Consider the following 25,210-nt stretch of genomic DNA (forward strand, 5'->3'; position numbering starts at 1 on the left):
TGGCCGTTACAGTGCTTCTGAGCACCACACCGGTGGTGCCCGTACGGACGTTCGCCACAGGGGCGTCCGGACGTAGTCTGTCTCATGGGGGACGGTGGATCATGGCAGGTCAGTTCACGACGACCGCGGAGGAAATGACCGCCTTCGCGAACCGCATCACCGAGGTCAACCAGCAGGTGCAGGGCGAGATCGGCCGCCTGAACACCCTGGTCGGCGAGATCGCCTCGGGCTGGCAGGGCGCGGCCGCGACCGCGTACCAGCAGATGCAGTCGCAGTTCAACGACGACGCGACCAAGCTCAACCAGATCCTGGACGAGATCCGGCAGGCCATCGAGGCGACCACCAAGGCCTACTCGATGACTGAGGAAGAGCAGCGCGCCGCGGTCGGCGGCATCGGCTGAGGCCGGTAACCCACACCGCCACCACACAGCGCCTTTGTCGTACCGAAGGCGCGCCGTGATTCCATCGAAGGGGAGAGATCAATGTCCGGCATCAAAGTCAACTTCCAGACCATCCAGAGCGCGAGCTCCGAGGTCCGTCAGACCGCCGCTCGCATCCAGAGCCAGCTCGACGACCTGAAGTCCGGCGTCCAGCGCATCGCCTCCAGCTGGGAGGGCGCGGCTCAGCAGGGCTACCAGGCCCGCCAGGCCCAGTGGGACGCCAAGGCCGCCGACCTCCAGCAGGTGCTGGGCCGGATCGCCGCCGCGCTCGACAACGCCGCGCAGAGCTACCAGCAGACCGAGAACCAGAACAGCGCCATCTGGGGCGGCTGACCGTCAGCTGACGGTCGGCGGGGGGATCGGCACGGCAAGTGCTTGACACGGGCGGGCGTCCTCAGGGGCGCCCGCCCTCCGTGCGTCGCAGGGGGCGGCGCACGGCCTACACGGGTGGAACGCAGTGAGGGGTGGAGCAGAGGTGTCGTCAGGATCGTTGCGCCGGGCCGGTGCGGTGCTGCTGGTGCTCGGGGTGGTCGGCACGACCGCGGCGGGGCCGGCCTGGGCCGCCCCCGCGCCGACGGGCGCTGCCGCTCCGGGGGCGGTGGTGCGGCTCGACGCGTCGGGCGACTGCAACTTCCCCGTCCAGCAGGACGTCGAGGCCAAGCCGTGGGCGCTGCAGCGGGTCTTCCTCGACGAGCTGTGGAACGTCGACGGCCAGCAGGCCGCCAAGCAGTCCGGCAAGCCGGCCGACCTGCCGAACCAGACCGGCCAGGGCGTGGTGGTCGCCGTCATCGACACCGGGGTGGACGCCAACAACCCGCAGCTGGCCGGCAAGGTGGTGGCCGGCCGGGACTTCCTCGGCGAGAACGTCGGCAAGGACCAGCAGCGCCCCGAGGGCGACAGCCTGACCGACAAGGTCGGCCACGGCACCAAGGTCGCGGGCATCATCGCGGCCGCCGCGAACCCGAAGATCGGCTTCGTCGGCCTGGCGAAGGACGCCACCGTCCTGTCGATCCGGCAGAACGACGCGGAGGGCCACGGCAGCGTCCTCACGCTGGCCCGCGCGATCGACGAGGCGCTCGCCAAGGGCGCCAAGGTCATCAACATCTCGCAGGACGTCCGGGTCGAGGCCGACCCGGCCAAGCCGGCCGGCGAGGAGCGCTTCACCGACGAGAAGCAGCTGACCGCCGCGCTGGACCGGGCCGAGAAGGCCCAGGTCGTGGTGGTCGCCTCGTCCGGCAACGACGGCGCCGAGGGGCCCACCTACCCGGCCTTCTACGAGTCGGTGCTGGCGGTGGGCGCCTCCGACCGGAACAACGAGCGGGCCGGCTTCTCGCAGTACGGCGACTTCGTCGACGTGGCCGCGCCCGGCGTCGACATGCTCTCCACCGTCCCCGGCCACGGCCAGTGCACCGACAACGGCACCAGCTTCTCCGCGCCGTACGTCTCGGGCGTCGCGGCGATCCTCCGCGGCATGCACAAGGACTGGACGGCCCACCAGATCCGGACCGTGATCGAGCAGACCGCGCAGCGCACCGAGCACGGCCGCAACAAGTACATCGGCTGGGGCGTGGTCGACCCGGTGAAGGCCGTCCAGTACACCACCGTGCCCGGCCCGTCCGAGTCGCCGCACCCGGACGCGCCGACCAAGCTGGACGCCCTCCCGCTGGTCGCGCAGCCGCTCGGCCTGGAGGAGACCCAGGCCGACCGGGACCGCCGCACCGGCACCTTCGTGCTGGGCATCGGCGCCCTGGTGGTGGCCGGCCTGGCGGGCGGCGCGATCGTCACCCGGGACATGAACCGCCGGCGCGGCCGCGAGGGCTGAGCGGCGGACACCCCGCGACGGGGGCCGGACCCGGGAAAGGGTCCGGCCCCCGTTCCGGTCTGGGGGAACCGGGACGGGGGCCGAAGGGGGAGGAGCGGCCCGCGTGGGGTCAGACCCGCTCGTCCTCGGGGAGGGTGATCACCCAGCGGGTCTCCGGGCGGGGGCGGAGGTAGAGCGCCCAGTACAGGCCGGCCGCGACGGTGATGCCGAGCGTCCAGAGCAGGGCGGTGGTGTCGAGCTTGGTCAGGGTGTACGCCAGGGCGACGATCACCAGGATCGGCAGCGCGGGCCACAGCGGCTGGCGCCAGGCCGGGGCGTCCTTGTGGTGGCCGCGGCGGGAGAACAGCGCGCCGACCGCGACCAGCAGGTAGAGCGCGGCGACCGCGACACCGGTGATGTTGGTCAGCAGGTCCTGGCCGACGAAGCAGAGCGCCGCGCCGGGCACGCCGACCGCCAGGGTGGAGATCCACGGGGCGCTGAACTTGTTGAGGGTGCCGAACGCCTTGTTGACCGGCTCCGGCCACGCCTTGTCGCGGCCGGAGGCGAACAGCACCCGGGAGTTCTGGATGACCATCACGATGCCGGCGTTGATGATCGCCAGCGCGATGCACAGGCTGATGAAGGTGCCGACGGCGCTGTTGCTCCAGCCGATCACCAGCGCGGAGATGTCGCCCTCGGTCAGCGCCTTCAGGTCCGGGGCGCCCATGGTGATCGCGGCGACCGGGATCAGGATGATCGCGGTGGACAGGCCCAGCGTCCACAGCACGGTGCGGGCGACGTTCTTGCGCGGGTTCTCCAGCTCCTCGGAGAGGTAGATCGCGGTGGAGAAGCCCTGGGTGACGAACAGCGCGGTGCCCATCGCGGCCAGGATCGCCGCGAAGCCCACCGAGGAGGTGCCCGAGTCGGTGGCCAGCGTGCCGTGCAGCAGGCTGCTCACGCCGCGCTCGGAGTGGCCGAAGCCGAGGAAGGCGACCACGGCGCAGGCGACGACCTCCAGCACCAGGAAGACGCCGGTGATCCAGGCGTTGGCCCGCAGGTCCAGCAGGCCGGCCACGGTGGCCGCGAGCATCACCGCGGCGCCCGCCCACTTGGGGTCGAGGTGGATGATCGGTTCCAGGTAGTCGGCGGTGCCCATGGCGATCAGCGAGGGCACGATCATCACCACGATCAGCGACTGGATGAACACCAGCCAGCCGGTGAACTTGCCGGCCAGCGTGCCGACCATGGCGTACTCGCCGCCCGCCGAGGGCACCAGGGTGCCGAGCTCGGAGTAGCAGAACGCCACCGCGATACAGATGACCGTGCCGATCAGGATCGACATCAGGGTGAAGGTGCCGAGCGAGTTGAAGAGCTCCGGGACGATCACGAACAGTGAGGAAGCCGGGGTCACGCAGGACAGCGTGAGCAGCGTGCCGCCCACGACGCCGAGCGACCGGGCGAGCTTCTTGGGGCTGCCCGCGGTGTCCCCCGCGGCGGGGGAGGCTACCTGCGGGGGGAGCGTGTCGGTCATCGGGCATCCGATCCACTGAGCGGCGGTGTGGGGGTGGGGAGCGCTATCGCCTCCGAAGCACGGTCTCGCGGTCTTGGTTCTGCTTCGCTCCCGGATCGCCAGGTTGCCTGGGTGAATTGGTCCAGTCAACGCGCGATGAGCTGCGGATTCCGTTGTCGTAAGGGCGGCGCGCCTGCGGAACCCAGCTCCCGGGCCGCCGGGACGCATGTTTCCGTGGTGTCAACTCCGGTGAACGACGCTTGAATCGAAGGTGAAGTGAGCGGGGTTACGTCCGATTCCAAGGCGCTCCGGCGCCCCGCGCCGCCGGGCCGAAAACCGCCTCCGGGCAGCTCGGAGGGGTACGGGAATCGAAGGAGGGCTGCGAAAATCGGAAGATAACGTTATGGCACAGATCTGTCCGGGGAGTGCCGGGGAGCGCTCGGGCGGCATCGGAAAAGGCCGGGCCGGGAACGCCGGGAGGGCCGGGCTCCTTCCGGAGCCCGGCCCTCCCGACCACCTTCGGTCACCGTCCGTGAACGGCGCCCGCGCTAGACCTGCGTCGGCAGCCAGCCGGTCTGCACCGTCTGGCCGGACTGGATCCGGCGGGAGACGAACACGCCGCGGCCCGGCGGCAGCGGCTGCGGCTTGACCGTGCCGAGCAGCACGCCCTCGCCCTTGTCACCGGACAGGATCAGGCCCTGGCCGCCCAGCTCGCGCATCCGCTGCATCACCGGCTCGAACAGCGAGCGGCCGGCGCCGCCCGCGTTGCGGGCGATGATCAGGCGCAGGCCGATGTCGCGCGCGAACGGCAGGAACTCCGCCAGCGGCGCCATCGGGTTGCCGGACTGGGTGGCGACCAGCTCGTAGTCGTCCACGATCACGAACATGTCCTTGCCGGTGTACCAGCTGCGGTTGCGCAGCTGCTCCGGCGTGACGTCCGGGCCGGGCAGGCGGCGCCCGCAGGCCCCGCGCAGCATCTCCACGATCGCCGTCATGGCGGGGGCGGCGGCCGCGTACTCCACCAGGTACTCCGGCGGCACCACGCCGAGCAGCGAGCGGCGGAAGTCGCCGACCACGATGCCGGCCTGGTCCGGGGTGTACCGCTCGGTGATCTGCTTGATCAGCATCCGCAGCATCGCCGACTTGCCGGACTCGCTCTCGCCGAAGACGACGAACAGCGGGTCGTTCTCGAAGTTGACGAACACCGGTGCCAGCTCGACCTCGTCGACGCCGAACGCGACACCCAGCTCGGGGTGCTCGAAGCCCTTGGGCAGCGAGTGGCCGTCCAGCACCGGCGGCAGCATCCGGACCTGCGGGGCGCGCGGGCCGGTCCAGGCCGCGTTGACCTGGGCGACCAGGCCGGCCACGCCGTCCACCAGGTCGGCGATCTCGCTGGAGCCGTCGATCCGGGGCAGGCCGGACAGGAAGTGCAGCTGGTCCGCGGTCAGACCGCGACCCGGGATCGGCGGCACGTTCGCGGCGGCCTTGCGGCCGATCTCGGACTCCATCGAGTCGCCGAGCTTGAGCTCGACCCGGTTCTGCAGCTGGTCCTTCAGCGCCGGGCGGACCTCGGCGTAGCGGGCCGCGGTGATCACCACGTGCACGCCGTAGCCGAGGCCGCGCTGCACGATGTCGGCGATGACCGGCTCCAGGACCTCGAACTCCTGCTTGAAGGTCAGCCAGCCGTCGATGAACAGGAACACGTCGCCGAACTGCTCGTCGGGCAGCTGCCCGGCGGCCCGGCGGGCCCGGTAGGTGGCGATGGTGTCGATGCCCGTCGCGCGGAACAGCTCCTCGCGGCGGTTGAGCACGCCGTGCACCTCGCTGACCATGCGGCGGACCTTCTCGACGTCCAACCGGCCCGCGACGCCGCCGACGTGCGGCAGGTCGGCCAGCGAGCCGAAGCCGCCGCCGCCGAAGTCGAGCAGGTAGAACTGCGTCTCCACCGGGGTGTGGGTGACCGAGAAGCCGGCCACCACGGTGCGCACCATGGTCGACTTGCCGGACCGCGGACCGCCGACGATCATGCCGTGGCCGGCCGCGCCCGAGTAGTCCAGGTACATCACGTCGCGGCGCTGGTCGCGCGGCTTGTCGACGATGCCGACCGGCACCACCAGGTTGCCCTGGCGGACGGCCGCCGGGGTCAGGCCGCGGTCCGGGCTGACCTGCAGCGGCTCCAGCAGGCTGTCCACGGACGGCGAGGCGTCCAGCGGGGGCAGCCACACCTGGTGGGCGGGCGGGCCCTGGCCGATCATCCGCTGCACGAACACGTCGAGCATGGTGTCCAGCAGCGCCTCGTCCATCTCCTCCTCGGCGGGCAGCTCGGGGAGCACCTCCACCTCGGGCTCGACGACCTCGACCTCGGCGGCGGTGAACAGCACCGGCTGGGCGGTGACCACCTGGCCGCCGACCGCGCGCTGGGTGCCCGGCGCCCGGTACTTGCCGGAGACGTACGCGGCGCGGAAGCGCTCCATCACGTCGGAGCCGAACTTGAGGTAGCCCACGCCGGGGATCGGCGGCAGGTGGTAGGCGTCCGGCACGCCGATCGCGGCCCGCGACTCGGCGGCCGAGAAGGTGCGCAGGCCCAGCCGGTAGGAGAGGAAGGTGTCCAGACCGCGGAGCTTGCCCTCCTCCAGTCGCTGCGAGGCCAGCAGCATGTGCATGCCGAGCGAACGGCCGATCCGGCCGATCTGGATGAACAGCTCGATGAAGTCCGGCTTCGCGGTGAGCAGCTCGGAGAACTCGTCGATGATCATCAGCAGCGAGGGCAGCGGGTCGAGCGGCGCGCCGGCCGCGCGGGCCCGCTCGTACTCGTTGATGTTCGCGTAGTTGCCCGCCGCGCGCAGCAGCTCCTGCCGGCGGTTCATCTCGCCCTCGATCGCGTCGCGCATGCGGTCGATCAGGGTCGCTTCGCCCTCCAGGTTGGTGATCACGGCCGCGGTGTGCGGCATCTCGGACATGCCCGCGAAGGTCGCACCGCCCTTGAAGTCCGCGAGGACCAGGTTCAGCACCTCGGAGGAGTGGGTGACCGCCAGCGCCAGCACGATGGTGCGCAGCACCTCGGACTTGCCGGAACCGGTCGCGCCGACGCACATGCCGTGCGGGCCCATGCCCTCCAGCGAGGCCTCCTTGAGGTCCAGCCAGACGTACTCGCCGTTGCTGCCGACGCCCAGCGGGACGCGCAGCTTCTCCCGGATCGGCTTGGGACGCCAGTGCCGGGCCGGGTCGAAGGACCCCGGGTCGCCGGTGTGCATCATCTCGGTGAAGTCCATCGACACCAGCGACGGGTCGCTGTCGTCGCCGCCCGCGGACGCCCGGAACGGCGCCAACTGCCGCGCCAGCGCCTCGGACTGCCAGCCGGACAGCCCGTCCGGCTTGCCCGGGTAGCTCGCCCCGGAGGCGGCCTCCAGCAGCAGCGAGTCCTTGCCGACGGTGATCACCAGGTGGCCGTTCGGCTCGTCCAGGTCACCCGGGACGACCTCGATCACGGTGACGCCCTGGACGCCCTCCGGACCGGCGATCACCGAGTCCACCGGCACCGAGGCGCCGTCCATGATGACCACCAGGTGCGGCTGGTCCGGAGTCGGCGTGCTGTCCCGGGAGAAGCCCTTGCGGCCGGCCAGCTCGCCGGCCAGCAGCTCCTCCAACTCGCCCAGCCCGGAGGCGATCAGGCGGCGCGAACCGGCCCCGTCGCTCTCCTTGCGGTGCTGGGTGTGCGGCAGCCACTTCGCCCACTCCCACTCCTCCACCGCGCCCGGCGCGGCGGCCACCCCGATCATCAGGTCCTCGGGGGAGTGCAGGGTCGCCAACTGGGCCACCATCGCCCGCACGTTGCCGTACACCGAGTCCGGGTCGCCGCACACGGTGATGTGGTAGAAGGCGCGCAGCGAGACCGCCAGCGGCAGGTCCTGCAGGGTGCCGTGGGTCTTGATGAAGGTGCCCATCGCCTCCGCGGCGAGCGGCTCCAGCTCGTCCATCGGCGCGGTCTGCGGCGCCACCAGCGGGGTCGACAGCTGCAGCGGACCCAGGCCCACCCGGATCTGCGCGAAGTCCGGGTCGGTCGGCCGGCGCTCCCACAGCCGCCGCCCCTCCGCCACCACCGACCACAGCTGGTCCGGCTCCGGGTGGGTGAACAGCAGCGCCCCGCGCTGCCGCTCCGCCGTCCGGCGCACCTCGCGGCGCTTCTGCTGCAGGTACTTCAGGTAGTCGCGGCGCTCGTCCGAGGTGGCCGCGCTGCCGCCCTTGCGGGCCCGGACGATCTGCGCCACCGCCATCGCGGCGGTCGACGCGATCATCAGGACGCCCATCATCTTCATCGGACCCTGGCCGCCCTGGAACAGGAAGGCCGCGCTGCCGCCCATGCCGAGCATCGGCATCAGCGTCATCAACCAGTCCTCGCCGCCGCCGCGCGGCAGCTCGGGCGGCGGAACCAGCTCGACCGGCTCCTCCGACACCGCGGGCGGGAACGCCCGCGGCGGGCGCTTCACCGTCACCGTACTCACGCCGTCACCCCGTCCCGGGCGGCAGCCGCAGCGCTCGACTCCCCGTCGCTCTCAACGGCGTGCCCTCCCAGGGCACTTGACAGGGGGCGCCCCCATCGCTCGCTCACAATCCGCCCTCACGCATCTGGATACGTACGGTGAGGGCGCCCCGTGTGATGACGCCGCCCCCGCTCCGCCGAACCGCAGGCGCGCGGGGCTGCCGCGTCTTCGACCGCCGCCCCCGTACGCCGTGCGCAGGGGCCGATCCTACTGCGCGCGCCAAGCCGTTCGTCCACGGGGTCGCCCCGGGCTCCGCACCGGGACTGACACCGCGTCAAGACCGCCTCCGGACGGCCCCGGCCCGAGCGGGCCGGGGCCCCGCGTACACCACCCTTCCACCGGGGGGTAAGGTGTCGCCGCGCCAACTCTCGTCCGGACCGTGACAGTTCCGGCAGCCGCGACGGGGAGTGGTCCGCAGACTTGCTGACACTGCCAACGAGGGGGAGAGGGCCGGTGAGCAACAACGCAACGACCGGTTTCTGCCGGGTCACCGTGGTGGCTCCGGACAGCCGGATCGACGTCGCCCTGCCGGAGGATGTCCCGCTCGCGGACATCTACCCGGAGGTGCTCAGGCTCTCCGGACAGACCCAGGTGGACGGGACGCCGACCGGCTTCCACCTGGTCCGGCGGGACGGCACCGTGCTCGACAGCGGACTGCCGCTGGCCGCCCAGCAGGTCCGCGACGGCGACCTGCTGAGCCTGCGGCCGTTCGCCGAGTCGCTGCCGCCCGCGGTCTACGACGACGTCGCGGACGCCATCGCCTCCGCGGTCGAGGCCGACCGCCGGTTCTGGAGCCCGGACCTGATGCGGGCCTTCGGCCTGATCGCCGGCACCGTGCTGCTCACGCTGCTCGCCTTCGCGCTCTGGTTCTCCGACCTGCGCCACAACATGTTCGGCCTGCCCGGCATCCTGTCCGGCGTCACCGCAGTCGTCCTGGTCACCTTCGCCGGCGTCCGGGCCCGGGTCTACGCCGACCACACCGCCGCGCTCGCCCTGGGCCTCGGCGCGCTGCCGCACGCCATGCTGGCCGGCTCCGGCGTCATCGACGTCGCCAACGCCGGCGCCGGCCCCGGCCGGCTGCAGTTCCTGGTCGGCTGCGTCACCGTGCTGGTGGTCTCCGTGCTGCTGGTCGGCCTGCTGCCGGAGAAGGACTCGGTGTTCGTCGCCGCGTCCTTCCTGGCCGCCGCCGGCACCCTGGCCACCTTCGCCGCCGTCCTGATGTCCGGCACCGCGATCACCGACATCGCCGCCGTCACCGCCGTCGCCGCGGTCGCCGCGGTCGGCTTCCTGCCCGCGCTCTCCGCCCGCTTCGCCCGGCTGCCCGTCGGCTTCAGCGCCCCCGGCCAGACCCGCACCCGCGCCACCGCCTACGGCGAGGAGCAGGTCGGCGCCGAGACCGTCCAGTACGAGCGGATCGCCGCCCAGGCCCGCCGCGGCCACGAGGTGCTGGTCGGCCTGGTCGGCGGCGCCTCCGCCACCATCGTCGGCGCCTGCGCCGTGCTCGGCTTCAGCGACCGCACCTGGGCCGAGCTGCTGGCCCTGGCCGTCGGCGTCTCGACCATGCTGCGGGCCCGGCTGTTCCGCTACACCGCGCAGGTCTTCGCGCTCACCGTCTCCGGCCTGGCCGCGCTCTCGCTGCTGATCCTCGGCCTGGCCCTGCACACCCCGCTGCACCTGCTGGCGGACCTGGCCGCCAACGAGGGCGGCGGCGACCTGCGCACGGTCTGGCTGTCCGCGTCCATCGCGGCCGGCGCCGCGGTGATGACCGCGATCGCGCTGATCGTCCCGCGCTCCGGCGTCTCCCCGTTCTGGGGCCGGATCCTGGACATGGTCGACAGCCTGATGCTGATCGCGCTCGTCCCGCTCGCGCTCGCCGTCCTCGACGTCTACAACGTGGTGCGCGGCGCGACCGGCTGAGCCGCACTGGTATCGTTGGCCCGTCCGAGTCTTGTCAGGTCCTGTGCCTCATACCAGGACCACTCGGCCACCCACACCGAAGGAGATGCCCGTGGCCCTCGCCGCTGACGTCAAGAAGCAGATCATCGCCGAGTACGGCCAGAAGGAGGGCGACACCGGCTCCCCCGAGGTCCAGGTGGCCATGCTCTCCCGCCGGATCTCGGACCTGACCGGGCACCTCAAGTTCCACAAGCACGACCACCACTCGCGCCGTGGCCTGCTGATCCTGGTCGGCCAGCGCCGCCGCCTGCTGCAGTACCTGGCCAAGAAGGACATCGAGCGCTTCCGCACCCTGGTGGACCGCCTCGGCATCCGCCGCGGTGCCGCCGGCGGCGCCCGCTGACACCGCTCGCAGGGGCGGCTCCCCACACCGGGGAGCCGCCCCTCGGCGCATCTCGCGCCACCGAGCGGGACCCCGCGACCACACCCCGCGACGAAACCGTCCGCTTAAAGCCGCGCTCGGTAGGGTGTGAATTTGTAAGGTAAAGGGCATGCCCGCCCTAGCGGGCCGGATCAAGGCCTCAAACGGAGGCCGCCCGCACCCCGCAGGAGCGTCCAGACGCCGACCGCCGCGCGCCGAAAGGCGCCGGTCCTCGGTAGTGGCCGCCGGGAACCCCGAGACGAGGGGACCGCCCCGGTGGCTTCGATCGAAGACCGGCCCAGCTGCCCGGGCCACGGCAGGCAAGCGCAGGGACGCTCCTGGGGAGACGTACGAAAGAGGAGATCTTCCAGGTGGAAGAGAACGTTTTCTACGCCGAGGCCGTCATCGACAACGGCAGCTTCGGTACCCGCACCATCCGCTTCGAGACCGGCCGCCTGGCCCGTCAGGCCGCCGGCTCCGCCGTGGCCTACCTGGACGACGACACCATGGTGCTGTCGGCCACCAGCGCCTCGAAGCAGCCCAAGGAGCACTTCGACTTCTTCCCCCTCACGGTGGACGTCGAGGAGCGGATGTACGCCGCCGGCCGCATCCCCGGCTCGTTCTTCCGTCGCGAGGGCCGCCCCTCCGAGGACGCGATCCTCACCTGTCGCCTGATCGACCGCCCGCTGCGCCCGTCCTTCGTCAAGGGCCTGCGCAACGAGATCCAGGTCGTCGTGACCGTCATGGCGCTCAACCCCGACCACCTGTACGACGTGGTGGCCATCAACGCGGCCTCCGCCTCCACCCAGCTGGCCGGCCTGCCGTTCTCCGGCCCGATCGGCGGCGTCCGCGTCGCGCTGATCAACGGCCAGTGGGTGGCCTTCCCGACCCACTCCGAGCTGGAGTCGGCCGTCTTCGACATGGTCGTGGCCGGCCGGGCGCTGCCCGACGGCGACGTCGCGATCATGATGGTCGAGGCCGAGGCCACCACCAAGACCATCCAGCTGGTCGAGGGCGGCGCCGAGGCGCCGACCGAGGAGGTCGTCGCGGCCGGCCTGGAGGCCGCCAAGCCGTTCATCAAGGTGCTGTGCGCCGCCCAGGCCCAGCTCGCCAAGCAGGCCGCCAAGCCGACCGGCGAGTTCCCGCGCTTCCTGGAGTACCAGGACGACGTGCTGGCCGCGCTGACCTCCGCCGTCAAGGACGAGCTCGCCAAGGCGCTCACCATCGCCGGCAAGCAGGAGCGCCAGAACGAGCTGGACCGGATCAAGGGCGTCGCCGCCGACAAGCTCCTCCCGGAGTTCGAGGGCCGCGAGAAGGAGATCAGCGCCGCCTACAACGCGCTGACCAAGAAGATCGTCCGCGAGCGCGTCATCAAGGACAAGGTCCGCATCGACGGCCGCGGCGTCACCGACATCCGCACCCTGGCCGCCGAGGTCGAGGCCATCCCGCGGGTGCACGGCTCGGCCCTGTTCGAGCGCGGCGAGACCCAGATCCTGGGCGTCACCACGCTGAACATGCTGCGCATGGAGCAGCAGCTCGACACGCTCTCCCCGGAGACCCGTCGCCGCTACATGCACAACTACAACTTCCCGCCGTACTCGGTCGGCGAGACCGGCCGGGTGGGCTCGCCCAAGCGCCGCGAGATCGGCCACGGCGCGCTCGCCGAGCGGGCGATCCTCCCGGTCCTGCCGACCCGCGAGGAGTTCCCCTACGCGATCCGCCAGGTCTCCGAGGCGCTCGGCTCCAACGGCTCCACCTCGATGGGCTCGGTCTGCGCCTCCACCATGTCGCTGCTGAACGCCGGTGTGCCGCTGAAGGCCCCCGTCGCCGGCATCGCGATGGGCCTGATCTCCCAGGAGATCGACGGTGAGACCCACTACGTGACCCTCACCGACATCCTCGGCGCCGAGGACGCGTACGGCGACATGGACTTCAAGGTCGCCGGCACCCGCGACTTCATCACCGCGCTGCAGCTCGACACCAAGCTCGACGGCATCCCCGCCTCGGTGCTGGCCGCCGCGCTCAAGCAGGCCAAGGACGCCCGCCTGCACATCCTCGACGTCATGAACGAGGCCATCGACGCGCCCGACGAGATGTCCCCGAACGCGCCGCGGATCATCACCATCAAGATCCCGGTGGACAAGATCGGCGAGGTCATCGGCCCCAAGGGCAAGATGATCAACCAGATCCAGGAGGACACCGGCGCCGAGATCACCATCGAGGACGACGGCACCATCTACATCGGTGCCGCCGACGGCCCGGCCGCCGAGGCCGCCCGCTCGACGATCAACCAGATCGCCAACCCGACCATGCCGGAGGTCGGCGAGCGCTACCTGGGCACCGTGGTGAAGACCACCACCTTCGGCGCCTTCGTCTCGCTCATGCCCGGCAAGGACGGCCTGCTGCACATCTCGCAGATCCGCAAGCTGGCCGGCGGCAAGCGCGTCGAGAACGTCGAGGACGTCCTCGCCGTCGGCGCCAAGGTGCAGGTCGAGATCGCCGAGATCGACCCGCGCGGCAAGCTCTCGCTGATCCCGGTGGTCGAGGGCGAGGAGGGCGGCGAGGCCGCCGACTCCGAGTGACCACCCGGTAGCACCCGCGGCCCGCACGCCCTTCCCGGCGCGTGCGGGCCGCACCCTGTTCACAGAAGTCCTGTTCGTGCAGCAGCAGTTGGAAGGAACACCCGTGGCCCAGGCCTCGGCGGCGAAACAGCGCCCCGGAACCACCCGGACCCTGCTCAAGGGCACCGAAGGCGGCGCGGGCACCGTCCGCCGCACGGTCCTCCCCGGCGGCCTGCGGGTCGTCACCGAGACCCTCCCGACGGTGCGCAGCGCCACCTTCGGCATCTGGGTCGGCGTCGGCTCCCGCGACGAGACGCCGGTCCTGAACGGCGCCACCCACTACCTGGAGCACCTGCTCTTCAAGGGCACCGCCCGGCGCGACGCCCTGGAGATCTCCGCCGCGCTGGACGCGGTCGGCGGCGAGATGAACGCCTTCACCGCCAAGGAGAACACCTGCTACTACGCGCGGGTCCTGGACACCGACCTGCCGCTCGCCATCGACGTGGTCTGCGACATGCTGACCGGCTCGCTGATCCGCCCCGAGGACGTCGAGTCCGAGCGCGGCGTGATCCTGGAGGAGATGGCGATGGCCGAGGACGACCCGGGCGACGTCGTGCACGACCTGTTCGCCAAGGTGCTCTTCGGCGACGGCCCGCTCGGCCGCCCGATCCTGGGCACCCAGGAGACCGTCACCGCCCTCACCCGCGACCAGATCGCCGGCTTCTACCAGCGCCGCTACAAGCCGGAGAACCTGGTGGTCGCCGCGGCCGGCAACCTCGACCACGCCAAGGTGGTCAAGCTGGTCGAGCAGGCGTTCGCGCCCGTCCTGGCCAAGTCCAAGGGCCACCCCGCCGAGGCCCGCCGCGGCCACAAGGCGGTCCGCACCGCCGGCCGGGCCGCCGTCCTCAACCGCCCCACCGAACAGGCCCACCTGGTCCTCGGCGTCCCCGGCATCCCGCGCCACGACGAGCGCCGCTGGGCGCTCGGCGTGCTCAACGCGGCCCTCGGCGGCGGCATGAGCTCCCGGCTGTTCCAGGAGGTCCGGGAGAAGCGCGGCCTGGCGTACTCCGTCTACTCCTACTCCTCCTCGTACGCCGACACCGGCCTGTTCGGCATCTACGCCGGCTGCCAGCCCAAGCGGGTCGAGGAAGTGCTGAGGATCTGCCGCGCCGAACTCGCCCGGGTCGTCGAGGAGGGCATCACCGAGGAGGAGCTGCGCCGCGCGATCGGCCAGATCTCCGGCTCCACCGTGCTCGGCATGGAGGACACCGGCTCGCTGATGAACCGGATCGGCAAGGCCGAACTCTCCTACGGCCACCACCTGTCGGTGGACGAGATGCTCGGCCGGATCGCCGCCGTGACCCTGGACGAGGTGCACGCCGTCGCCCGTGATGTGCTGGGGGCACACCGGCCCTCGCTCGCCCTGATCGGCCCGGTCAACGACCGGCGGGCCGCCAAGCTCGCCGACCTGCTGGTCTGACGACCGGCTGAGAGGACAGACAGACATGACGCTGCGCGTCGCCGTAATCGGCGCCAAGGGCCGGATCGGCTCGGAGGCCGTCAAGGCCGTCCGGGCCGCCGAGGACATGGAGCTGGTGGCCGCCCTCGGCCGCGGCTCCGACCTGGCCGAACTCACCGCCGCCGGGGCCCAGGTCGCCGTCGAGCTCACCCACCCCGACTCGGTGATGGGCAACCTCGACTACTGCCTGGGCAACGGCGTCCACGTGGTCACCGGCACCACCGGCTGGACCGAGGAACGGCTGGGGACCGCCCGCGACCTGCTCGCCAAGGCCCCCGGACTCGGCCTGCTGATCGCCCCGAACTTCTCCATCGGCGCGATCCTCGGGATGAAGTTCGCCCAGACCGCCGCCCGGTACTTCGAGTCCGTCGAGGTGCTCGAACTGCACCACACCGGCAAGGCGGACGCCCCCTCCGGCACCGCCACCCGCACCGCCCAGCTGATCGCCGCCGCCCGCGCCGAGGCCGGGCTGCCCCCGCAGCACGACCCGACCACCCACGGCCTGCCCGGCGCCCGCGGCGCCGACGTCGACGGCGTCCCGGTGCACGCGGTGCGGCTGCGCGGCCTGCTCGCCCACCAGCAGGTGATGCTCGGCGGCGAGGGCGAGACCCTGACCATCCGGCACGACTCCACGCACCACAGCAGCTTCATGCCCGGCATCCTGCTCGGCGCGCGGAAGATCGCCGACCACCCGGGCCTGACCCTCGGCCTGGAACACTTCCTGGACCTGTGACTGGACCCGTGACATGACCTCCCGCACCGGCTTCTTCGTCCTCTCCGGCGTCCTGCTGCTGGTCAGCCTGGTCTGCGTCGGCGAGGGGATCCAACTCGTCGCCACCGGGAAACCGCTGGGCATCGGCATCGGCCTGTGCGCCTTCGTGATCCCGGTGATCGGCGTCTGGTTCCTCGTCCAGACCGTCCGCTTCGGCCGGGCCGGCGAGCGGCTCGGCCGCGAGCTGGAGGCCGAGGGCGGGCTGCCGGTCGACGAGCTGAAGCGCACCGCGGGCGGCCGGATCGACCGGGCCTCGGCCGACGCGGTGTTCGCCCGCCGCAAGGCCGAGGCCGAGGCCGGCCCCACCGACTGGCGGAACTTCTTCCGCCTCGCCGTGGCGTACGCCGACGCGGGCGACGTCCCGCGCGCCCGCAAGGCCATGCAGCACGCCATCAAGCTGCACGACCGGGGCGCCTCGCCCGCCGCCGTAGACTGACCCGTAACCCGCCTCAGACCCCTCAGGACGTTCTCCCATGCGCGCAGTCGAACCCCAGGTCCACCTCATCGCCCGCCCCGAGCTCGACTACGACGAGGTCGCCGCCTACCTCCAGGACGTCGGCGGCGAGAGCTGGCTGGAGCGGGTCGACCGCGGCGACCTGGACGACGCCCAGAACCTCGCGGAGTTCGCCGGCCGGATCTGCTACCGCTCCTGGAAGCCGGGCCTCAACCCGAACGTCACCAAGGTCCGCACCGACCAGGACGCCTACCTGAAGAACATCCTGGCCAGCGCGCACGGCTCGGTGCTGGAGCACGTCTCCTTCACCTTCGTCCTGCACAACGTCAGCCGGGTGGTCACCCACGAGCTGGTCCGGCACCGGGCCGGCGTCGCGGTCTCCCAGGAGTCGCTGCGCTTCGTCCGCCTGGACGACATCCCGTTCTGGTTCCCCGAGTGGGCCAAGGAGGACGAGGAGCTGATGTCCCGGGCCACCGGCCTGATGAAGGAGATCGAGGAGTTCCAGCACTGGATGGCCGACCACTTCGGGCTGGACGAGGAGGGCGTGCCGTTCCACGAGAAGAAGGAGAAGACCTCCTTCATGCGCCGCTTCGCCCCCGAGGGCCTGGCCACCGGCCTGGTCTGGACGGCGAACGTCCGCACCCTGCGGCACGTCATCGAGAACCGCACCGCGCCGGGCGCCGAGGAGGAGATCCGGCTGCTGTTCGGCCGGATCGGCGAACTGATGGCCAAGGAGGCGCCGTCGCTGTTCGGCGACTACACCGTCGAGAACGGCGCCTGGGTGCCGGGCTGGCGCAAGGTCTGACCGGCCGCCGGTCCGCCGGTCCGCCGGGGCGGCCCGCTCACCCGTGCGGACCGCCGCCGGGGCCGTCGTCCGGTCGCTGACCTGGGCCGACGAGCAGACGGGCGGACTGTCCGGCATGTCTGGATTGCGGCTTTCTCGGCCGCTCCATACGCTCAGGACACGGATTCCGGTGCTGCGTGAACCCCCGAGCGCGCAGCACCGGAATCCCATGTCCGGCCCGGGCACCGGGGCCCTCCGCGACCCCCTGGTCTGTCCAAACCCTGGACCTGCGTGGCTATCGACCACCGCCCTACGAGTAGTTTTGGACCCATGGCTCCGACCTCCACTCCGCAGACGCCCTTCGGCCGGGTCCTGACCGCCATGGTCACCCCGTTCACCGCCGAGGGCGCCCTCGACCTCGACGGCGCCCAGCGCCTCGCCGCCCACCTGGTGGACTCCGGCAACGACGGCCTGGTGCTCAACGGCACCACCGGCGAGTCGCCCACCACCACCGACGCGGAGAAGGCCCAGCTGGTCCGGGCCGTGGTCGAGGCGGTCGGGGACCGCGCCCACGTCGTCAGCGGCGTCGGCACCAACGACACCCGGCACAGCATCGAACTCGCCCGCCAGGCCCAGGCGGCCGGCGCGCACGGCCTGCTCGCCGTCACCCCGTACTACAGCAAGCCCCCGCAGGAGGGCCTGTACCGGCACACCGTCGCCGTCGCCGACGCCACCGAGCTGCCGGTGATGCTGTACGACATCCCCGGCCGGGCCGGCGTCGCCCTCGACGTCGACACCCTGGTCCGCCTCGGCGAGCACCCCCGGATCGTCGCCAACAAGGACGCCAAGGGCGACGTCGCCGCGGCCGCCCACGCGATCGCCCGCGCCGACCTCGCCTGGTACTCCGGCGACGACGTGCTGACCCTGCCGCTGCTCTCGGTCGGAGCCGTCGGCGTGGTCAGCGTGGTCGGCCACGTCGTCGCGGCCGAGATGCGCGCCATGATCGAGGCGTTCACCACCGGCGACACCGCCAAGGCGCTCGCCGTGCACCAGTCCCTGCTGCCGGTCTACACCGGGATCTTCCGCACCCAGGGAGTGATCCTCGCCAAGGCGGCGTTGAACCTGCAGGGACACCCGTCCGGCCCGCTCCGACTGCCCCTGGTTCCCGCCACGGACGCGGAGACCGCCCGGTTGAAGGAGGATCTCGCCGCCGGCGGGGTACACCTGTAACCAACAACAGACGTGCGCGCCCCCGGCTCGCCGGACCCGCCCGGGTCCGCCGCTGGACCGGGACCGAAGGCGCGCGGCAATCGGCAGTCAGGTAACCACGATGGACGCACGCCATATGCCGCCGGGGGAAGAACCCCCCGGGCATATGGCGTGCGTCGTGAGGAGAGTCTTTTGAGCCACCCGCACCCCGAACTCGGCGCGCCGCCCGCACTCAAGGAAGGCGCCCTCCGCATCACCCCGCTCGGCGGCCTCGGCGAGATCGGCCGCAACATGACGGTCCTCGAGTACGGCGACCGGATCCTGATCGTCGACTGCGGCGTGCTCTTCCCCGAGGACGAGCAGCCCGGCGTCGACCTGATCCTCCCGGACTTCAGCTACATCCGGGACCGCCTCGACAAGGTCGACGGCATCATCCTGACCCACGGCCACGAGGACCACATCGGTGCCGTGCCCTACCTGCTCCGGGAGAACCCGGACATCCCGCTGATCGGTTCGAAGCTCACCCTCGCCCTGATCGAGGCCAAGCTCGCCGAGCACCGGATCCACCCCTACGTCCTGGAGGTCGTGGAGGGCGACCGCGAGCGGATCGGCCCCTTCGACTGCCAGTTCATCGCGGTCAACCACTCCATCCCGGACGCCCTCGCCGTCGCCGTCCGCACCCCCGCGGGCATGGTCGTCGCCACCGGCGACTTCAAGATGGACCAGCTCCCGCTGGACGGCCGGCTCACCGACCTCCCCGCCTTCGCCAAGCTGGCCGAGGAGGGCATGGACCTCCTCCTGGTGGACTCCACCAACGCCGAGGTCCCCGGCTTCATCCCGCACGAGCGCGACATCTCCGCGGCCCTGCGCAACGTCTTCGCCAACGCGGACAAGCGCATCATCGTCGCCTCCTTCGCCAGCCACGTGCACCGCATCCAGCAGGTCCTGGACGCCGCGCACGAGTACAAGCGCAAGGTCGCCTTCGTCGGCCGCTCGATGGTCCGCAACATGGGCATCGCCCGCGAGCTCGGCTACCTGAAGGTCCCCGGCAACCTGCTCGTCGACGTCAAGACCCTCGACGACCTCCCCGACAAGGAGGTGGTGCTGATCTGCACCGGCTCCCAGGGCGAGCCGATGGCAGCGCTCTCCCGGATGGCCAACCGCGACCACCAGATCCGCATCGTCGAGGGCGACACCGTCGTCCTCGCCTCCTCGCTGATCCCCGGCAACGAGAACGCCGTCTACCGCGTCATCAACGGCCTCACCCGCTGGGGCGCCAAGGTCGTCCACAAGGGCAACGCCAAGGTGCACGTCTCCGGCCACGCCTCGGCCGGCGAACTCCTGTACTTCTTCAACATCTGCAAGCCGAAGAACCTGATGCCGGTCCACGGCGAATGGCGCCACCTGCGCGCCGCCGCCGACCTCGGCATCGCCACCGGCATCCCGCGCAACCGCGTGGTCATCGCCGAGGACGGCGTCTGCGTCGACCTGGAGAAGGGCGTCGCCCGGATCGTCGGCAAGGTCCGGGCCGGCTACGTCTACGTCGACGGCTCCTCGGTCGGCGACATCACCGAAGCCTCGCTCAAGGACCGCCGGATCCTCGGCGAGGAGGGCTTCATCTCGGTCTTCGTGGTGGTCGACTCCACCAACGGCAAGATCGTCAGCGGCCCGACCATCCAGGCCCGCGGCTCCGGCATCGACGACGGCGCGTTCGGCGCGGTCGCCGCCAAGCTGGAGGAGGCCCTGACCCGCTCCGCCGGCGAGGGCGTCCTGGAGGTCCGCCAGATCCAGCAGCTGGTCCGCCGGATCATCGGCAAGTGGGTCGCGGACAACTACCGCCGCCGCCCGATGATCCTCCCGGTCGTCGTCGAGGTCTGACCCCCGACCCGATTTGACCTGGGGCAGCCCGGTGCGTAACGTTCTCCGGGTTGCCCCACGGTCGTGCGGCTTCGCCCAGGATTCGAATTCATCGTTCGAATCGGGGCGGGGAAAACAGGCCGAATAACTCTGGTAGAGTTCGGGAGCGCCGAAAGGCAAAAGCGAAGCAGATCGAATGAAACTCCGGAAAACGGAGCGGAAAACATCTGCTAAGCTGGGAACACGAAAGAACGAAGCGCCCGGAGATGCGGTCGGAAGGCCGGTCGAAGGAAGCGTCCGTTCCTTGAGAACTCAACAGCGTGCCAAAAGTCAACGCCAGATATGTTGACATCCCCGGCCGGCCGACGTGTTCGGTTGGTTGGAGATTCCTTTATGAAGTAACACTAGCGAGGACGCAGTGCGCGGGACCGCCTTATTCCGGTTGGTCGCCGTGCCGCTCTTTGTGAGAAGCATTCACGGAGAGTTTGATCCTGGCTCAGGACGAACGCTGGCGGCGTGCTTAACACATGCAAGTCGAACGGTGAAGCCCTTCGGGGTGGATCAGTGGCGAACGGGTGAGTAACACGTGGGGAATCTGCCCTGAACTCTGGGACAAGCCTTGGAAACGAGGTCTAATACCGGATACGACCGCTTCCCGCATGGGGGGTGGTGGAAAGCTCCGGCGGTTCAGGATGATCCCGCGGCCTATCAGCTTGTTGGTGGGGTAACGGCCCACCAAGGCGACGACGGGTAGCCGGCCTGAGAGGGCGACCGGCCACACTGGGACTGAGACACGGCCCAGACTCCTACGGGAGGCAGCAGTGGGGAATATTGCACAATGGGCGAAAGCCTGATGCAGCGACGCCGCGTGAGGGATGACGGCCTTCGGGTTGTAAACCTCTTTCAGCAGGGAAGAAGCGCAAGTGACGGTACCTGCAGAAGAAGCACCGGCTAACTACGTGCCAGCAGCCGCGGTAATACGTAGGGTGCGAGCGTTGTCCGGAATTATTGGGCGTAAAGAGCTCGTAGGCGGCCTGTCGCGTCGGATGTGAAAGCCCGGGGCTTAACCCCGGGTCTGCATTCGATACGGGCAGGCTAGAGTGTGGTAGGGGAGATCGGAATTCCTGGTGTAGCGGTGAAATGCGCAGATATCAGGAGGAACACCGGTGGCGAAGGCGGATCTCTGGGCCATTACTGACGCTGAGGAGCGAAAGCGTGGGGAGCGAACAGGATTAGATACCCTGGTAGTCCACGCCGTAAACGTTGGGAACTAGGTGTTGGCGACATTCCACGTCGTCGGTGCCGCAGCTAACGCATTAAGTTCCCCGCCTGGGGAGTACGGCCGCAAGGCTAAAACTCAAAGGAATTGACGGGGGCCCGCACAAGCAGCGGAGCATGTGGCTTAATTCGACGCAACGCGAAGAACCTTACCAAGGCTTGACATACACCGGAAACTGGTAGAGATATCAGCCCCCTTGTGGTCGGTGTACAGGTGGTGCATGGTTGTCGTCAGCTCGTGTCGTGAGATGTTGGGTTAAGTCCCGCAACGAGCGCAACCCTTGTTCTGTGTTGCCAGCATGCCTTTCGGGGTGATGGGGACTCACAGGAGACTGCCGGGGTCAACTCGGAGGAAGGTGGGGACGACGTCAAATCATCATGCCCCTTATGTCTTGGGCTGCACACGTGCTACAATGGCCGGTACAAAGGGCTGCGATGCCGCGAGGCGGAGCGAATCCCAAAAAGCCGGTCTCAGTTCGGATTGGGGTCTGCAACTCGACCCCATGAAGTTGGAGTTGCTAGTAATCGCAGATCAGCATGCTGCGGTGAATACGTTCCCGGGCCTTGTACACACCGCCCGTCACGTCACGAAAGTCGGTAACACCCGAAGCCGGTGGCCTAACCCGTGAGGGGAGGAGCCGTCGAAGGTGGGACCAGCGATTGGGACGAAGTCGTAACAAGGTAGCCGTACCGGAAGGTGCGGCTGGATCACCTCCTTTCTAAGGAGCACACGGCAGCTTCGGGCGAATGTCCCGGAGTGCTAGCTCATGGGTGGAACGTTGACTATTCGGCACGATGAACGAGACGAGCGGTAGTACTGCTTCGGCGTGGAAAGCGCTTCGTCTGGTCGTCGGGTCGGGCACGTTGTTGGGTCCTGAGGGAACGAGTAATCGTTGTCTTCAGGTTGCCGGCCTCATGCCGGGCGTCCCTGTCTTGGGGGTGTCGGGTTTGGGTGTCTGGTCGTTGTTTGAGAACTGCACAGTGGACGCGAGCATCTGTGGCCAAGTTTTTAAGGGCGCACGGTGGATGCCTTGGCACCAGGAACCGATGAAGGACGTGGGAGGCCGCGATAGGCCCCGGGGAGCTGTCAACCGAGCTTTGATCCGGGGGTGTCCGAATGGGGAAACCCGGCAGTCGTCATGGGCTGTCACCCATACCTGAACACATAGGGTATGTGGAGGGAACGCGGGGAAGTGAAACATCTCAGTACCCGCAGGAAGAGAAAACAACCGTGATTCCGGGAGTAGTGGCGAGCGAAACCGGATGAGGCCAAACCTTGAGCGTGTGAGACCCGGCAGGGGTTGCGCTCAAGGGGTTGTGGGAAAGTTCTTCAGTCGTCTGCCGGCGGCTGGGCGAGTCAGAAACCGTATGGGTAGTCGAAGGACATGCGAAAGGTCCGGCGTAGAGGGTAAGACCCCCGTAGACGAAATCTGTACGGCTCGCTTGAGCTTCTCCCAAGTAGCACGGGGCCCGAGAAATCCCGTGTGAATCTGGCGGGACCACCCGCTAAGCCTAAATATTCCCTGGTGACCGATAGCGGATAGTACCGTGAGGGAATGGTGAAAAGTACCGCGGGAGCGGAGTGAAATAGTACCTGAAACCGTGTGCCTACAAGCCGTGGGGGCAGCCTTCGGGCTGTGACTGCGTGCCTTTTGAAGAATGAGCCTGCGAGTTTGCGGTGTGTAGCGAGGTTAACCCGTGTGGGGTAGCCGTAGCGAAAGCGAGTCCGAATAGGGCGTTCGAGTTGCATGCCCAAGACCCGAAGCGGAGTGATCTAGCCATGGGCAGGTTGAAGCGCGGGTAAGACCGTGTGGAGGACCGAACCCACCAGGGTTGAAAACCTGGGGGATGACCTGTGGTTAGGGGTGAAAGGCCAATCAAACTCCGTGATAGCTGGTTCTCCCCGAAATGCATTTAGGTGCAGCGTCGCGTGTTTCTTGCCGGAGGTAGAGCACTGGATAGGCGATGGGCCTCACCGGGTTACTGACCTTAGCCAAACTCCGAATGCCGGTAAGTGAGAGCGCGGCAGTGAGACTGTGGGGGATAAGCTCCATGGTCGAGAGGGAAACAGCCCAGAACACCGACTAAGGTCCCTAAGCGTGTGCTAAGTGGGAAAGGATGTGGAGTCGCAGAGACAACCAGGAGGTTGGCTTAGAAGCAGCCACCCTTGAAAGAGTGCGTAATAGCTCACTGGTCAAGTGATTCCGCGCCGACAATGTAGCGGGGCTCAAGCACACCACCGAAGTCGTGTCATTGCAGCAATACTCCCAACGGAGGCTGTGATGGGTAGGGGAGCGTCGTGTGCCGGGTGAAGCAGCCGAGGAATCGAGTTGTGGACGGTTCACGAGTGAGAATGCAGGCATGAGTAGCGATACAAGAGTGGGAAACTCTTGCGCCGATTGACCAAGGGTTCCTGGGTCAAGCTGATCTGCCCAGGGTAAGTCGGGACCTAAGGCGAGGCCGACAGGCGTAGTCGATGGACAACGGGTTGATATTCCCGTACCCGCTTTGAAGCGCCAACGTCGAACCAGGTGATGCTAAGGCCGTGAAGCCGGCCCGGAGTCTTCGGACGATGGGACGTGGTGGAGCCGCCGGTCCAAGCCTGTAGTAGGTGAGCGATGGGGTGACGCAGGAAGGTAGTCCAGCCCGGGCGGTGGTAGTCCCGGGGTAAGGGTGTAGGCCGAGTGATAGGCAAATCCGTCACTCATCAAGGCTGAGACCTGATGCCGAGCCGATTGTGGTGAAGTGGATGATCCTATGCTGTCGAGAAAAGCCTCTAGCGAGTTTCATGGCGGCCCGTACCCCAAACCGACTCAGGTGGTCAGGTAGAGAATACCGAGGCGTTCGGGTGAACTGTGGTTAAGGAACTCGGCAAAATGCCCCCGTAACTTCGGGAGAAGGGGGGCCATTGCTGGTGACGGGACTTAGCTCCCTGAGCTGGTGGTGGCCGCAGAGACCAGCGAGAAGCGACTGTTTACTAAAAACACAGGTCCGTGCGAAGCCGTAAGGCGATGTATACGGACTGACGCCTGCCCGGTGCTGGAACGTTAAGGGGACCGGTTAGTCACGATTCGTCGTGGCGAAGCTGAGAACTTAAGCGCCAGTAAACGGCGGTGGTAACTATAACCATCCTAAGGTAGCGAAATTCCTTGTCGGGTAAGTTCCGACCTGCACGAATGGCGTAACGACTTCTCGACTGTCTCAACCACAGGCCCGGTGAAATTGCATTACGAGTAAAGATGCTCGTTTCGCGCAGCAGGACGGAAAGACCCCGGGACCTTTACTATAGCTTGATATTGGTGTTCGGTTCGGCTTGTGTAGGATAGGTGGGAGGCTTTGAAGCCGTGACGCCAGTCATGGTGGAGCCATCGTTGAAATACCACTCTGGTCGTGCTGGATGTCTAACCTGGGTCCGTGATCCGGATCAGGGACAGTGTCTGGTGGGTAGTTTAACTGGGGCGGTTGCCTCCTAAAGGGTAACGGAGGCGCCCAAAGGTTCCCTCAGCCTGGTTGGCAATCAGGTGTTGAGTGTAAGTGCACAAGGGAGCTTGACTGTGAGACTGACGGGTCGAGCAGGTACGAAAGTAGGGACTAGTGATCCGGCGGTGGCTTGTGGAAGCGCCGTCGCTCAACGGATAAAAGGTACCCCGGGGATAACAGGCTGATCTTCCCCAAGAGTCCATATCGACGGGATGGTTTGGCACCTCGATGTCGGCTCGTCGCATCCTGGGGCTGGAGTAGGTCCCAAGGGTTGGGCTGTTCGCCCATTAAAGCGGTACGCGAGCTGGGTTTAGAACGTCGTGAGACAGTTCGGTCCCTATCCGCTGTGCGCGTAGGAGTGTTGAGAAGGGCTGTCCCTAGTACGAGAGGACCGGGACGGACGAACCTCTGGTGTGCCAGTTGTCCTGCCAAGGGCATGGCTGGTTGGCTACGTTCGGGAGGGATAACCGCTGAAAGCATCTAAGCGGGAAGCCTGCTTCGAGATGAGCACTCCCACCTCCTTGAGAGGGTAAGGCTCCCAGTAGACGACTGGGTTGATAGGCCGGATATGGAAGCCCTGTGAGGGGTGGAGTTGACCGGTACTAATAGGCCGAGGGCTTGTCCTCAGTTGCTCGCGTCCACTGTGTTGTTCTGAAACAACGACCCCCACCGCATGGTGGGTGGTGC

At 68.6% G+C, this 25,210-nt stretch carries 14 protein-coding genes and 2 rRNA genes; 14 read left to right on the top strand and 2 right to left on the bottom strand.

Annotated features, from left to right (window positions below; genetic code table 11):
* Nucleotides 1–134: 134 nt before the first annotated feature.
* From KSE_RS26295 to mycP, 3 genes are all read left to right on the top strand, one after another.
* Nucleotides 135–401: a WXG100 family type VII secretion target gene (locus KSE_RS26295; RefSeq protein WP_231873230.1), complete on the top strand. Its 267-nt coding sequence runs from the start codon at nt 135–137 to the stop codon at nt 399–401.
* Nucleotides 402–482: 81 nt separating this feature from the next.
* Nucleotides 483–773, top strand: a complete 291-nt coding sequence (locus tag KSE_RS26300; RefSeq protein WP_014138395.1) for a WXG100 family type VII secretion target — start codon at nt 483–485, stop codon at nt 771–773.
* Nucleotides 774–915: 142 nt separating this feature from the next.
* Nucleotides 916–2,262 (top strand): type VII secretion-associated serine protease mycosin, encoded by a 1,347-nt coding sequence (gene mycP / locus KSE_RS26305; RefSeq protein WP_081539633.1) that lies wholly within the window; start codon nt 916–918, stop codon nt 2,260–2,262.
* A 109-nt stretch (nt 2,263–2,371) separates the two neighbouring features.
* Here the strand turns inward: mycP and KSE_RS26310 are convergent, their stop codons facing one another.
* Both KSE_RS26310 and KSE_RS26315 read right to left on the bottom strand, forming a co-directional pair.
* Complete coding sequence (locus tag KSE_RS26310) at nt 2,372–3,772, bottom strand: APC family permease (RefSeq protein ID WP_014138397.1); 1,401 nt, start codon at nt 3,770–3,772, stop codon at nt 2,372–2,374.
* Nucleotides 3,773–4,299: 527 nt separating this feature from the next.
* Nucleotides 4,300–8,253, bottom strand: coding sequence for a type VII secretion protein EccC (locus KSE_RS26315; protein ID WP_014138398.1), 3,954 nt, complete (start codon nt 8,251–8,253; stop codon nt 4,300–4,302).
* Nucleotides 8,254–8,745: 492 nt separating this feature from the next.
* Here KSE_RS26315 and eccD point away from each other — a divergent pair, with 492 nt between their 5' ends.
* The 11 genes from eccD (at nt 8,746) to KSE_RS26370 (ending at nt 25,149) form a co-directional block, all read left to right on the top strand.
* Nucleotides 8,746–10,209 carry a type VII secretion integral membrane protein EccD gene (gene eccD, locus KSE_RS26320; RefSeq protein ID WP_014138399.1) on the top strand — a complete coding sequence of 488 codons (1,464 nt, stop codon included), beginning with the start codon at nt 8,746–8,748 and terminating at the stop codon, nt 10,207–10,209.
* Between the two features lie 91 nt (nt 10,210–10,300).
* Nucleotides 10,301–10,591: a 30S ribosomal protein S15 gene (gene rpsO / locus KSE_RS26325; protein WP_033260027.1), complete on the top strand. Its 291-nt coding sequence runs from the start codon at nt 10,301–10,303 to the stop codon at nt 10,589–10,591.
* A gap of 389 nt (nt 10,592–10,980) precedes the next feature.
* Nucleotides 10,981–13,191: a polyribonucleotide nucleotidyltransferase gene (locus tag KSE_RS26330; protein ID WP_014138401.1), complete on the top strand. Its 2,211-nt coding sequence runs from the start codon at nt 10,981–10,983 to the stop codon at nt 13,189–13,191.
* A gap of 103 nt (nt 13,192–13,294) precedes the next feature.
* Complete coding sequence (locus KSE_RS26335) at nt 13,295–14,650, top strand: M16 family metallopeptidase (RefSeq protein WP_231873231.1); 1,356 nt, start codon at nt 13,295–13,297, stop codon at nt 14,648–14,650.
* 25 nt (nt 14,651–14,675) lie between these two features.
* Entirely contained in the window at nt 14,676–15,422 is a 747-nt protein-coding gene (gene dapB / locus KSE_RS26340; RefSeq protein WP_014138403.1) for a 4-hydroxy-tetrahydrodipicolinate reductase, read from the top strand.
* 13 nt (nt 15,423–15,435) lie between these two features.
* Nucleotides 15,436–15,897 (top strand): hypothetical protein, encoded by a 462-nt coding sequence (locus KSE_RS26345; RefSeq protein WP_014138404.1) that lies wholly within the window; start codon nt 15,436–15,438, stop codon nt 15,895–15,897.
* A gap of 37 nt (nt 15,898–15,934) precedes the next feature.
* A complete protein-coding gene (gene thyX / locus KSE_RS26350) occupies nt 15,935–16,720 on the top strand; it encodes an FAD-dependent thymidylate synthase (protein WP_014138405.1) in 786 nt (261 codons plus the stop codon).
* A gap of 309 nt (nt 16,721–17,029) precedes the next feature.
* Nucleotides 17,030–17,929, top strand: coding sequence for a 4-hydroxy-tetrahydrodipicolinate synthase (gene dapA, locus KSE_RS26355; protein ID WP_014138406.1), 900 nt, complete (start codon nt 17,030–17,032; stop codon nt 17,927–17,929).
* 171 nt (nt 17,930–18,100) lie between these two features.
* Complete coding sequence (locus KSE_RS26360; protein ID WP_014138407.1) at nt 18,101–19,786, top strand: ribonuclease J; 1,686 nt, start codon at nt 18,101–18,103, stop codon at nt 19,784–19,786.
* 452 nt (nt 19,787–20,238) lie between these two features.
* A 16S ribosomal RNA gene (locus KSE_RS26365) occupies nt 20,239–21,762 on the top strand.
* 280 nt (nt 21,763–22,042) lie between these two features.
* Nucleotides 22,043–25,149: ribosomal RNA gene (locus tag KSE_RS26370) — 23S ribosomal RNA — on the top strand.
* The 16S and 23S rRNA genes sit together here, the layout of an rRNA operon.
* The last annotated feature ends 61 nt before the right edge of the window (nt 25,150–25,210 follow it).

This window comes from Kitasatospora setae KM-6054 (genome assembly GCF_000269985.1).
Lineage (GTDB): Bacteria > Actinomycetota > Actinomycetes > Streptomycetales > Streptomycetaceae > Kitasatospora > Kitasatospora setae.